Genomic DNA, 11,638 nt, shown 5'->3' with positions numbered 1-11,638 from the left:
GCTAACCGATAAGGTCTTTCATGGTTTCAATACAGGGATTACCACAGCAGATACAGCGTCCAGGAAAAGCTGGACGCAAACCCGCGCAGAAGAAGGAGGAGGCCCGTGATGTCTCAGAGCCTTCCGTGGTGGCAAAAGCGGTATCCCGTGGTATTCGAAACCCTGAAATGGCGGAAGATGCCTTTCAAAACATTCATTATGATTTACCCGATGGGCGTAGCCGCCATGCGCTGGCGTCCTATATGGATGTAAAAAACCAGGCCCGTCGTGAAGAACTTATCGCCATGTTCGGCGTAGATGTCTTCGTTTAAGTAACTCCTCGTACCACTTGGTCTGCACTCTCTGTGGTAGGCTTCGCGCGATCTCAAACGGTCCAATATGACATTACAAGAAAAAAAATATGCAGTGAGATTTGGCGATCTCGCCGCGCAGGTTTATCTGACCGAGCGAAACACGCCGACTCTTCTGATGTTGCATGGGTGGCAAGATAATAGCGGAAGCTTTGCGCCACTCGCCCCGCAGCTCAGCGAGCACTTTGATTTGGTCATGCCAGATTGGCCCGGGCACGGTTATTCCGACCATAAAGGTGCCGACAGCTTCTATCCCTTCTTTGATTATGTGGACGATCTCCACCAACTGATCCTTCAGTTGGGCGACAGGCCGATCTATCTGGTCGGGCATTCGTTGGGCGCATTGGTAGCGTCTTGCTGGAGTGCTGCTTTCGCTGAAAGGGCGAAAGGGTTGGTGATGATAGAAGCGCTTGGCCCAATGTCTGAGCGCGAAGATAAAGTCGTCGAAAGGCTGAAACACGGCGTTGAAAGCCGCGAGAATATGAAGTTGCCTCGTGACTTACCCTCGCTGGATGCGGCGCTGAAACTTCGCCGGGGTATCAACAAAGTCAGCATTGAAGATCTGACACCGTTGGTGACCCGTGGCATTGAGCAAGTGGGCGATATCTGGCGCTGGCGTCATGATGCCAAGTTGAAGACGGAATCGATTTACCGGATGTCGACACATCATGCTGAGCATTTGGTCCGTGGTATTGAATGTCCGGTGATGGCGATTATTGGCGAAGACGGTTATCCGGAGCTTCGTAGCCCCATGGCTGAAAAACGAAAGGCGTGGTTCAAGAACCTGACCGTGGAAATGGTGGAAGGCACACATCACTGCCACCTTCAGAGTCAGGCGAAAACGGCGTCTTTGATCATTGATTTTGTGACCAAGCTACATCTCACAGCGCTTAGCGATGTTAATTGAATGTTACTTCTGGTCTAATTGCGAGTTAAAACACTCGTTTGAATTTATTGCGTCTGGCGCGGGCCTTTTCTGCCCGCGTTAAAAAATAGGAGAGATCAAGTGGATAAGGTTTGGCTTAACCGCTACCCATCAGATGTACCAGCGGAAATCTCACCGAACATGTACCCATCACTGGTGGAGATGTTCGAAAAGTCGGTGCAGAAATATGCTGATCAGACTGCCTTCATTAATATGGGGCAGGTGATGACCTTCCGTAAGCTGGAAGAACGCAGCCGTGCTTTTGCAGCTTACCTGCAAAACGATCTTGGCCTTAAAAAAGGCGACCGCGTGGCTGTCATGATGCCAAACCTGCTGCAATATCCGATTGCGCTGTTCGGTATTCTGCGTGCTGGCTGCGTAGTGGTAAACGTTAACCCGCTGTACACCCCTCGTGAGCTTGAGCATCAGTTGAATGACTCCGGTGCGACCGCGATTGTTATCGTGTCGAACTTTGCGCATACGCTGGAAAAAATCGTCGATAACACCAGTGTGCGTCACGTTATTCTGACCAGCCTTGGCGACCAACTGCCACGCGCCAAAGGAACCATCGTTAACTTCGTGGTGAAGTACATTAAGAAGATGGTGCCGAAATACAACCTGCCACATGCGACTTCTATGCGCCTTGCATTGAAGCGCGGCCGTCGTATGCAGTATGTGAAGCCGTTTATGACGGGCGATGATATTGCCTTCCTGCAGTACACCGGCGGCACCACAGGCGTGGCGAAAGGGGCGGTTCTGACCCACAACAACATGCTGGCGAACCTGAACCAGGCGAAAGCTATGTATGCGCCTGTCTTGAAAGAAGGCCGTGAGTTAGTGGTCACTGCGTTGCCGCTTTACCACGTGTTTGCCTTGACGGTGAATGGTTTGCTGTTTATCGAAATGGGCGGACAAAACCTGCTGATCACCAACCCGCGCGATATTCCTGCGTTTGTGAAAGAGCTGAAACAGCATCCGTTTACGGCAATCACTGGCGTAAATACCCTGTTCAATGCCCTGCTGAACAATGAAGACTTCCATGAGTTGGATTTCAGTAATCTCAGCCTGACGGTTGGGGGCGGCATGGCGGTCCAACGCGCCGTGGCTGAAAGCTGGATGAAGCTGACGGGTAAACACCTGCTGGAAGGTTACGGCCTGACCGAGTGTTCTCCGCTGGTGGCGGCGTACCCGTATGATTTGAAAGAGTACAACGGTTCTATCGGCCTGCCAGTGCCATCAACTGATGTCCGCATCGTTGATGAAGAAGGCAACGTGCTGCCAAACGATCAGATTGGTGAGCTGCAGGTGAAAGGCCCTCAGGTTATGCAGGGTTACTGGCAGCGTCCTGAAGCGACAAAAGAAGTGATCACCGAAGATGGTTGGCTTTCAACGGGCGACATCGTCAAATTCGACGACGACGGTTTCCTGCACATTGTTGACCGTAAGAAAGACATGATTCTGGTGTCTGGCTTCAACGTTTATCCAAACGAAATCGAAGATGTTGTCGCACTGCACGGTAAAGTGTTGGAAGTTGCGGCAATCGGACAGCCACACGAAACCTCTGGTGAGATCGTGAAGATCTGTGTGGTGAAACGTGATCCAAGCCTGACGAAAGACGAGTTACTTGCGCATTGTCGTGAACACCTTACGGGTTACAAAGTGCCTAAGGTGATCGAATTCCGCGAAGATCTGCCGAAAACCAACGTCGGTAAGATTTTGCGCCGTGCTCTTCGTGAAGAGCAGGATGCCAAAAGCGCAGAAGCATAATCAGACATGCGTCGACTCGCTTAAGCGCGTACAATGAATACCCAAGCAACCTGAAGATGCATGAATTCAGAGGTCATCAATGCGCTCAATTCGAGGCAAATCTCGCGTGTAATAGTCATTCTATTTTCGTGGGATTTAACGAAGAAGTGGGCGCATTGAGGTCCTCCCTCCGGGCGAGTTGACTGACGTCGTGCTCTTTGTTGTCCCTTTTTGATGGAGGTGTCTACACCGGCAAAGGGACGCCGCGATCACAACGCCAGTCAATCTCGCTGAATCCTGTATCTTCAGGTAGCTTGGGTATAATACTACCTATGCCTTTGAAAACATGCTGGCTCAGGCCGGCATGTTTGTTTTCTGGGCTCAAAGATTGAACCCGGAACCTAAATGTGGATGACAGCGTGAATTTTGACATTGTAACTGAGCTATCCCAACTCGAACGTGTGTGTGAGAGAGCACGCCAAGTACCAGCAGTGATGCTGGATACCGAATTCGTTCGTACCCGCACACTCTATCCGCGCCTAGGTCTTATTCAGCTTTATGATGGCGACACGCTGTCCCTGATTGACCCGATTGAACTTGAAGACATGTCGCCGCTTTGGGCGCTACTGACGGATGAGTCGGTGGTGAAAGTACTGCATGCGTGTAGTGAAGATCTTGAAGTGTTCCATCATTATGCGGGCGTGATGCCAACGCCAATGGTCGATACCCAAATCATGGCAGCATTCTTGGGTCACGGTTTGTCGACGGGCTTTGCAGCGCTAGTGGAAGAGTATCTTGAGGTGACCTTGGATAAAGGTGAGGCCAGAACGGATTGGTGTGCTCGCCCGCTAAGTGAAAAGCAACTCGAGTACGCTGCTGCCGACGTTTACTACCTGTTACCACTCTATAATCTGCTGGCGAAACGCATCACCGAAGAAGGCTGGGAAGAGGCGGTGAAGCAAGAATGTGCGCTGATGGTAAGCAAACGTGGCAAAACCCCGGATCCTGAAAAAGCCTACCTTGATATTAAAAATGCCTGGCAACTGCGCCCGAAACAACTGGCTGTGCTGCAAAAGCTTGCGAGCTGGCGATTAAGAGAAGCGCAGCGCCGGGATTTGGCGTTGAACTTCGTGGTGAAAGAACTGCACCTTTGGAAAATGGCGCGTTTTAACATCCGCTCTTTAGACAAAATGGCGGATGAAGGCTTTGACCGATTTGAGATTGAACGCCATGGCAGCCGCCTGATTCGCATGGCGCAGGAGGCGGACAAAACGCCTGTTGCTCATTATCCTGAAGAGATTCAGCGTCTTGTCGACATGCCGGGCTACAAACAGGCAGTGAAAAACATCAAAGAACAAACCAACGCAGTCGCCGAGCAGCTGGGCATGGTGCCAGAATTCATCGGGTCGAAAAAACAAATTCACCAAGTGCTTAAATGGGCGTGGATGAATGACCGGAACCCCGAAAAAGCACCGGATATTCTCTCGGGTTGGCGTAAGCCATTTCTGGAAGAAAAAGTGTTGGCAGTTTTGGATAAATAGTCCGAGTGCTAAAATAAGAAAAACCGGCGATTTCGCCGGTTTTTTCACTTATAACGATCAGTAACTATGTCGGTTACTTGTCTTCCGGCAGAGTAACGTTGAGCTCGAGAACAGACAAATCGTCATCGCGTTGTTCAAGAGCTACAGATACCTGCTCAGGGGAGATATCCACGTACTTGCGGATAACCTCAAGGATGTCTTGCTTCAGCTGGGGTAAGTACGTTGGCTCAGCACTCCCTGCGCTGCGGCGTTCTGCAACGATGATCTGCAGACGCTCTTTAGCAAGCGATGCGGACGTCTTCTTCTTTGGACGGAAAAACTCCAGCAGTGCCATGAATTACCCTCCGAACAGTCGCTTCAAAAAGCCTTTCTTCTCTTCCTCCAGGAAGCGGAAAGGACACTCGTTACCCAGCAGACGGGTGATGGCGTCGCTGTATGCCAGACCTGCATCAGACTCCTGATCCAGAATCACTGGCTCACCTTTATTCGACGCGTGCAACACCGAAGGGCTTTCTGGGATAACACTCAGTAGCGGTATGCGCAGGATTTCTTCGACGTCTGCGACGCTCAGCATCTCACCACGTGCAACACGCGCTGGGTTGTAGCGGGTCAGCAGCAGGTGAGTTTTCACTGGCTCTTCGCCGTTCTCAGCGCGGCGAGATTTAGAATCCAGGATGCCCAGAATACGGTCTGAGTCACGAACAGACGAGACTTCAGGATTAGTCGTGACGATGGCTTCATCGGCAAAGTAAAGCGCCATCAGTGCGCCAGCTTCGATACCTGCTGGAGAGTCACAGATGATGAAGTCGAAATCCATCGCCTTCATATCTTCCAACACGCGGGCCACGCCTTCTTTGGTTAGGGCATCTTTATCGCGGGTTTGGGAAGCAGGCAGGACAAACAGGTTTTCAACGCGTTTGTCTTTGATCAGTGCCTGATGGAGGTTGGCCTCGCCGTTGATGACGTTAACAAAGTCATAAACCACGCGACGTTCACAGCCCATGATGAGATCAAGGTTACGCAGACCAATATCAAAGTCGATAACAGCGGTTTTCTTCCCCGACAGCGCAAGGCCGGTAGCAATGGCAGCGCTTGAGGTGGTTTTACCCACGCCGCCTTTGCCAGAAGTGATTACGATAATTCGAGTCATTCCTCAGTCCTTTGGAAAGTTAGAGTGTGAGGTGTTCAATGTTCAATGAGTCGTCTTGCAGCGAGACTTTCACCGGACGGGCAGCGTACTGCTCCGGGATGGTTTCGCTGAGCCAGTATGTGCCTGCAATGGAAAGCAGCTCGGATTGCAGGTTCTGGCAAAAAATGTGGGCTTCTTTTTGTCCGCTTGCGCCAGCAATGGCACGTCCGCGGAGCACGCCGTAAATATGAATACTGCCATCAGCAATAATTTCCGCACCAGCGCTGACATGGTTCAGCACGACCAAATCAGCATTCTTGGCATAAACCTGCTGGCCGGAGCGAATCGGCGTGGTGATGACTTTTGTTGGGATTTGAATAGGGTCGTTAACGCGTACGGCTTGTTTGGCGGGGTTCATGACCGCCAATCCAGCGAGTTTTGCGGCTTCACGTACCTGATTTTGCTTGCAACCTGTGACTCCAACAACCAGCATGCCAGTCTTTTCGATGGTGGCTTTCAGCTGGAAGAAGTCAGGCTGGGAGTGAAGTCGGGAGATGTCGACAACAACAGGAGCACCGTCGAAAAAAGCGGGTGCCTGGCTCACTTTGTCAGACAGCACTTGCATTGCGCCATCCAAATCATCGTCCATTAAATGGAGCACAGAAAGAGTAAACGAACTGCCTTTGAGTTCAGCATTTTTTGTCATTCGGGTAGTTATCCAGCTGGCACGGTATTGTTGGATTTGACAACACTAACGTGGATTTTCGTCACCCAATTTTTCCGGTGGCGGACAAATTTTATTTGTGTGCCATTTTCAGGAGGAAGAAAGCGGGTTTCGTGCATTATCAGACAGTGTTCTGCATGGTATATTCATGGCATCTTTGCGGCAAGCATCAACGCTGACTGTGCTGCTTTAATCGCCGATTTCATTGCGATTTTCTAAGCCATTTCTCTAAATTGGGAACAGCGCAAAAAACGTTTGCTGCAAACTGACATGAATAGTGAGAGGTACAAGGTGTATTGCGCAATTTATAAGAGCACGAAAAAGGAATCGACCTATCTTTACGTAAGCCGTAAGGATGATTTTTCAGACGTGCCTGAACAATTGTTACAAACTTTCGGGAACCCGCAGTTCGTTATGATGGTCAACTTAGACAAGCGCGAAAAGTTGGCAATTGCCGATATCAATAAAGTACGTGAAAACCTTAAAAATGATGGATTTTATCTGCAGCTTCCACCTGCACCAGATGCGGCGCTGCAGCACATTCGACAAAAAAACACCAAATTATAAAGGAGCGCTATGCGTAAGGGATTAATCTCGATCCTCATTGGGGCTGCGTTATCTTTGTCTGCACCAGCGATGGCTGAGAAGCAGAGTTTTGACAGCTACGTTGAGGGTTTGAAGAAAGAAAGTGTGGAAAGAGGTTATGACGCCACACTGATTGAACAGGCATTCAGTAATCTGAATTACCGTGAGCGAGCGGTAAAAGCTGATCGTAATCAGCCAGAAAAACGTTTAACACTGGACGAGTATATTCCGCGCGCAGTGCCAGATTGGAAAGTAGCGCAAGCGCGTGATCTATATAACAAGCACTACGATGATTTAAAGCGTATCGGTGAAATATACGGTGTTCAACCGAGGTTTCTTGTCGCCTTATGGGGTGTAGAAAGTAACTTCGGTAAGTTCACTGGTAACTTCAACGTGATTGAAGCGCTATCAACCATGGCCTATGACGGTCGCCGTGAAGCCTTTTTCCGCAATGAGGTTTTTGAAGCCCTCTCTATTTTACAGCAAGGTCATATAGGCATCGATGAATTTAAAGGCTCTTGGGCTGGCGCTATGGGACAGTGTCAGTTTATGCCAAGCTCTTTTAATGCCTTTGCAGCTGATGGCAATAATGACGGCAAAAAAGATATCTGGAATTCTAAGCCTGACGTGTTCGCTTCTTCCGCTAACTATTTAAAGAATGCGGGATGGAATGATGAATATACCTGGGGACGCCAAGTTATCATTCCAAAAAACCTCGACAACGATTTGTCAGGTTTGAGTCAGGATAAAGCAAAAACTTTGGCTGAATGGCAAGCACTTGGCGTACGACGTATGAATAATGCTTCGCTGCCCAATGTCGACATTAAAGCGTGGCTAATTCAACCTGATGATGAATATGGCCGAAGCTATTTGGTTTATGGCAATTATCAAAGCTTGATGAAGTGGAACCGTTCTCACTACTTTGCGTTAGCGGTGAGCCACTTAGCTGATCGTATTAAATTTGGCTGAGATAAGTAGTAAATAGGAACGCGCGCGCTATGCGCGCTTTTTTGTATCTGGTCTTGGTGTCTTGAGAGGCGTCGTTTTACCTCAGGCACAAAAAAAGGAGCAAACTGCTCCTTTTCGTAATGATAGTTTTCTATCGTAGTATTAGATGTGATCCAATTAGATCAGGAAGTCTTCTACTTTACCACCAGCTTCAATAGCGTCTTTGATAACTTTTGGTGTACGACCCTGACCAGTCCAAGTTTTTTCTGAACCGTCTACGTCAGTGTATTTGTATTTCGCTGGGCGTGCTGCACGCTTAGATTTTGGCTTAGTACCGCCAAGCGTTGCCAGAAGTTCTTCTGGATCAATACCGTCTTTGATCAGCATTTCACGATATTTCTCAAGCTTCTCAACGCGCTCTTTTTCCGCTTCACGTGCTTCTGCTTCGGCTTCTTCACGCTCGCTAACTACTGCTTGTAGTTTTTCCAGCGCTTCTTGTAGTTGTTCCAGAGTAAGTTCACGCGCAACGGCACGCAGGCTGCGCAGGTTTAACAATACTTTCAGTGCATCAGACATTATGCCAATCCTATTCTCTCGTTATGTAATATTTATTGCTTCACTAAGAGTAGCAAGAATAAATAATTCTTTGCAATATTTAATAAATAAGTTTCCCGCTTATTAGATATCTATTTTAATTAAAGTGCAAATTTAATATTAATCTGCCCTTTGATTTCATAGAAAACCCCTCCTTAATCGGTAGGCTGTACAATAAATCCGTCATACTTGTGTGAGTTTATGTGCGGAAAGAATAACCAAATCGTAAAATGTATCCAGTTTGTAACCATGTTGAGCTTGGTGTGTAAAACTTTTTATCTTTGTATTGCAAATAGACCAATGTCACATAAAATACGCTAGCTTTATGCTCAAACGGGCTTACTTTGTATATGTTTACCGGTGCAAAAACCGTCAATCGTATAAAAAGGTTTGAGTTGATACACGTAGAGGTGCGCGGTTTATCAGTAGTTTGTCTTAGGGTGATGCCTGTGAGGACAAATGAAAGGAGATAGCGCCGAAGCAGAATGTCGCTTATCTGGGGACTCTGCTGGGGTTGTGACCGAACAGGCACAACACTGCCATAGTATTGGGATTTAACTATGGAGCGCTACTGTAGGATTTAACGATGTGTATAACCGTTGTCTTCGTTCAGTCTGGTTTTCCATTTCTGCAGTAGATCTCCAACCGAATAGGTTGATACAGAGATCATGAATTTAGTCGATTTTTCTTCTTCTTCTCTTTCTTTGCTCCCCGCCATTTTGGCGTTGGGACTGGCTATTGTCACACGCCGCGTTTTGCTCTCTTTGGGTCTGGGTATTCTGTCCGGTGCATTTTTGCTCAACGATTTTTCCGTTTCCGGCACAGCCTCTTATCTTGGCAACCTGATTAAGGGACTGTTTATTTCAGATGGCAGCATTAACTCATGGAACATGAGCATTGTTGCCTTTCTTCTGTTGTTGGGTGCAATCACGGCATTGTTGACGCTTTCTGGTGGTACACGTGCATTTGCAGAATGGGCACAGAGCCGCGTGAAAAGTAAACGCGGCGCGAAACTGCTGGCAGCATTTCTGGGCGTATTTATCTTTGTTGATGATTACTTCAACAGCCTGGCTGTCGGTGCCATCAGTCGTCCAGTAACGGACCGTTTCCACGTCTCCCGTGCGAAACTGGCTTATATCCTCGACTCAACTGCAGCGCCAATGTGCGTGATTATGCCTGCTTCAAGCTGGGGTGCTTACATCATTACTGTGATTGGCGGCATTTTGGTCAGTCAAGGGGTCACTGATTACAGCCCGCTAAGCGCATTCGCACACATGATCCCAATGAACTTCTATGCCGTTTTCGCACTGCTATTGGTCTTTGCTGTGGCTTGGTTCCAGATGGATGTGGGTCCGATGCGTCGCTTTGAATACCAAGCATCAACCGGCAGTCGTCTGGGTGATGAAGAAAGTGGTCATGAGCCAATCGATGACGAACTTGGCATTGAAGAAAGCGAAAAAGGCCGAGTGTCTGATTTGGTTGTGCCAATTATCGTCCTTATCGTGGCGACCATGTCTTGGATGGTTTATTCAGGTGCACAGGCGCTGGAAGCCGACGGTAAAGCGTTCTCTGTGCTGGGTGCATTTGAGAACACAGATGTAGGCATGTCGCTGCTATATGGTGGCGCGATGGGCTTGCTATCAGCGCTGATCACTGTGGCGAAACAAGGCTTGGCGGTTTCTGATATCGCCCGTACCACTTGGATTGGTGCGAAATCTATGTTTGGTGCCATCCTGATCCTGTTCTTTGCATGGTCAATCGGTAGTGTCATCGGTGACATGGCGACCGGCAAATTCCTGTCGACCCTCATTCAGGGCAACCTGCCAGTTCAATTGCTCCCAGTGCTGTTGTTCCTGTTGTCAGCGGCGATGGCTTTCTCCACCGGCACATCTTGGGGTACCTTCGGTATCATGCTGCCAATCGCGGGTGACCTTGCAGGCGCAACAGATATCGCGCTGATGCTGCCGATGCTGTCAGCCGTTCTGGCGGGTGCGGTATTTGGTGATCACTGTTCACCGATTTCAGATACTACTATTCTGTCTTCTACCGGCGCGCGCTGTGGCCACATCGACCACGTAGCGACTCAGTTACCCTACGCTTTGGCTGGAGCACTGATTGCAGCTGTGTCTTATTTGGTGCTGGGTTTCACGGATTCACTGGGCATTTCCCTGCTGGCAGGTATGTGTGTATTCGTCGTGGTATGTGCGGTGTTTGGCTGGATGTCACGTCGACCGGGCAAGCTGGCATAAACTACTCTCTGAGCCTCCGATTTCGGGGGCTTTTTTCTTGTAACGCGCTTTGCGCCGCTTTTACCGTTCTCCATTTTTCGGTAGCATTCGTCAGTCTTAATTTCGGGAGAATTCCATGGCCCAGCTGTACTTCTATTACTCTGCGATGAATGCAGGTAAATCCACCACGCTTTTGCAGTCTTCGTTTAACTATCAGGAACGCGGCATGAACCCGCTGATTTTTACCGCTGCAATTGATGACCGCTACGGTGTGGGTAAAGTCAGCTCTCGAATTGGTCTTCAGGCAGAAGCCCAACTTTACTCGCCGAAAGACGATATCTACGCAGCTGTTTGCGATATCAACGCCAACAATAAGGTCGATTGTCTTCTGATTGATGAATGCCAGTTCCTGACAGAAAAGCAGGTTTATCAAATCACCGAAGTGGTCGATAAACTGTGCATTCCTGTGCTTTGTTATGGTCTGCGTACCGACTTCCGTGGTGAGCTGTTTGAAGGAGCGAAATACCTGCTGGCATGGGCAGACAAACTGGTAGAGCTAAAGACCATTTGTCACTGTGGCCGCAAAGCGAATATGGTGATCCGCACCGACGCACAAGGCAATGCTATTGCTGATGGCGATCAAGTCGTGATTGGTGGTAACGACAGATACGTGTCGGTGTGTCGCGTGCACTATAAAGAAGCGCTAGGCAAATAAGTCTAAAATCGATAAAAAATGCCGCTGAATCCAGCGGCATTTTTGTTTGTGGTGTCCCAATACCAATCGTAGTAAATATCTGCTCATCCTAGCTTGTTAAAATGCTCGATAACTGCGTTGAAAAATTTGATTGTAGAATAACTACTTATCGAA

The 11,638-nt window shown here is 48.7% G+C and carries 12 protein-coding genes and 1 riboswitch; of the genes, 8 read left to right on the top strand and 4 right to left on the bottom strand.

Translation table 11 applies throughout. The features are described from left to right. The first annotated feature begins 20 nt into the window (after positions 1 to 20). From D515_RS14315 to rnd, 4 genes are all read left to right on the top strand, one after another. Positions 21 to 311, top strand: coding sequence for a hypothetical protein (locus tag D515_RS14315; RefSeq protein ID WP_002539544.1), 291 nt, complete (start codon positions 21 to 23; stop codon positions 309 to 311). A 67-nt stretch (positions 312 to 378) separates the two neighbouring features. Next, complete coding sequence (locus D515_RS14310) at positions 379 to 1,257, top strand: alpha/beta fold hydrolase (RefSeq protein WP_002539543.1); 879 nt, start codon at positions 379 to 381, stop codon at positions 1,255 to 1,257. 99 nt (positions 1,258 to 1,356) lie between these two features. Then, complete coding sequence (gene fadD, locus D515_RS14305) at positions 1,357 to 3,042, top strand: long-chain-fatty-acid--CoA ligase FadD (protein ID WP_002539541.1); 1,686 nt, start codon at positions 1,357 to 1,359, stop codon at positions 3,040 to 3,042. A 398-nt stretch (positions 3,043 to 3,440) separates the two neighbouring features. Then, a complete protein-coding gene (rnd, locus tag D515_RS14300; protein WP_039850144.1) occupies positions 3,441 to 4,562 on the top strand; it encodes a ribonuclease D in 1,122 nt (373 codons plus the stop codon). 73 nt (positions 4,563 to 4,635) lie between these two features. On the opposite strand, the gene minE is transcribed toward rnd, so the two are convergent. From minE to minC, 3 genes are read right to left on the bottom strand one after another with little or no spacing between them, the layout of a single operon-like run. After that, positions 4,636 to 4,896 (bottom strand): cell division topological specificity factor MinE, encoded by a 261-nt coding sequence (gene minE / locus D515_RS14295; RefSeq protein WP_002539539.1) that lies wholly within the window; start codon positions 4,894 to 4,896, stop codon positions 4,636 to 4,638. Between the two features lie 3 nt (positions 4,897 to 4,899). Beyond that, complete coding sequence (minD, locus tag D515_RS14290; RefSeq protein ID WP_002539537.1) at positions 4,900 to 5,712, bottom strand: septum site-determining protein MinD; 813 nt, start codon at positions 5,710 to 5,712, stop codon at positions 4,900 to 4,902. 19 nt (positions 5,713 to 5,731) lie between these two features. Next, a complete protein-coding gene (gene minC / locus D515_RS14285; RefSeq protein ID WP_002539535.1) occupies positions 5,732 to 6,397 on the bottom strand; it encodes a septum site-determining protein MinC in 666 nt (221 codons plus the stop codon). Between the two features lie 309 nt (positions 6,398 to 6,706). On the opposite strand from minC, the gene D515_RS14280 reads away from it, so the two are divergent. Both D515_RS14280 and D515_RS14275 read left to right on the top strand, forming a co-directional pair. After that, positions 6,707 to 6,982 carry a YcgL domain-containing protein gene (locus tag D515_RS14280; protein ID WP_039850128.1) on the top strand — a complete coding sequence of 92 codons (276 nt, stop codon included), beginning with the start codon at positions 6,707 to 6,709 and terminating at the stop codon, positions 6,980 to 6,982. A gap of 9 nt (positions 6,983 to 6,991) precedes the next feature. Further along, positions 6,992 to 7,969, top strand: coding sequence for a lytic murein transglycosylase (locus D515_RS14275; protein ID WP_002539532.1), 978 nt, complete (start codon positions 6,992 to 6,994; stop codon positions 7,967 to 7,969). Between the two features lie 156 nt (positions 7,970 to 8,125). Here the strand turns inward: D515_RS14275 and D515_RS14270 are convergent, their stop codons facing one another. Then, on the bottom strand, positions 8,126 to 8,524 hold the full coding sequence (locus tag D515_RS14270) for an H-NS family histone-like protein (RefSeq protein ID WP_002539529.1): 399 nt from the start codon (positions 8,522 to 8,524) through the stop codon (positions 8,126 to 8,128). 415 nt (positions 8,525 to 8,939) lie between these two features. Next, a riboswitch (Lysine riboswitch) is annotated at positions 8,940 to 9,121 on the top strand. Between the two features lie 89 nt (positions 9,122 to 9,210). Between D515_RS14270 and D515_RS14265 the strand changes: the two genes are divergently transcribed. Beyond that, entirely contained in the window at positions 9,211 to 10,791 is a 1,581-nt protein-coding gene (locus tag D515_RS14265; protein ID WP_002539528.1) for a Na+/H+ antiporter NhaC family protein, read from the top strand. A 115-nt stretch (positions 10,792 to 10,906) separates the two neighbouring features. Then, positions 10,907 to 11,485 (top strand): thymidine kinase, encoded by a 579-nt coding sequence (locus D515_RS14260; RefSeq protein ID WP_002539526.1) that lies wholly within the window; start codon positions 10,907 to 10,909, stop codon positions 11,483 to 11,485. The last annotated feature ends 153 nt before the right edge of the window (positions 11,486 to 11,638 follow it).

It is taken from the genome of Grimontia indica (assembly GCF_000333895.2).
Taxonomy (GTDB): Bacteria; Pseudomonadota; Gammaproteobacteria; order Enterobacterales; family Vibrionaceae; genus Enterovibrio; species Enterovibrio indicus.
Note: the sequence above shows the minus strand (reverse complement) of the source record. Positions and strands in the feature narration are given on the sequence as shown.

Coding starts and splice junctions, on each gene's coding strand:
- minE (WP_002539539.1), bottom strand. CDS start 4,896: ATGGCACTGCTGGAGTTTTTCCGTCCAAAGAAGAAGACGTCCGCATCG.
- minD (WP_002539537.1), bottom strand. CDS start 5,712: ATGACTCGAATTATCGTAATCACTTCTGGCAAAGGCGGCGTGGGTAAA.
- D515_RS14315 (WP_002539544.1), top strand. CDS start 21: ATGGTTTCAATACAGGGATTACCACAGCAGATACAGCGTCCAGGAAAA.
- D515_RS14310 (WP_002539543.1), top strand. CDS start 379: ATGACATTACAAGAAAAAAAATATGCAGTGAGATTTGGCGATCTCGCC.
- minC (WP_002539535.1), bottom strand. CDS start 6,397: ATGACAAAAAATGCTGAACTCAAAGGCAGTTCGTTTACTCTTTCTGTG.
- D515_RS14265 (WP_002539528.1), top strand. CDS start 9,211: ATGAATTTAGTCGATTTTTCTTCTTCTTCTCTTTCTTTGCTCCCCGCC.
- D515_RS14270 (WP_002539529.1), bottom strand. CDS start 8,524: ATGTCTGATGCACTGAAAGTATTGTTAAACCTGCGCAGCCTGCGTGCC.
- D515_RS14260 (WP_002539526.1), top strand. CDS start 10,907: ATGGCCCAGCTGTACTTCTATTACTCTGCGATGAATGCAGGTAAATCC.
- D515_RS14275 (WP_002539532.1), top strand. CDS start 6,992: ATGCGTAAGGGATTAATCTCGATCCTCATTGGGGCTGCGTTATCTTTG.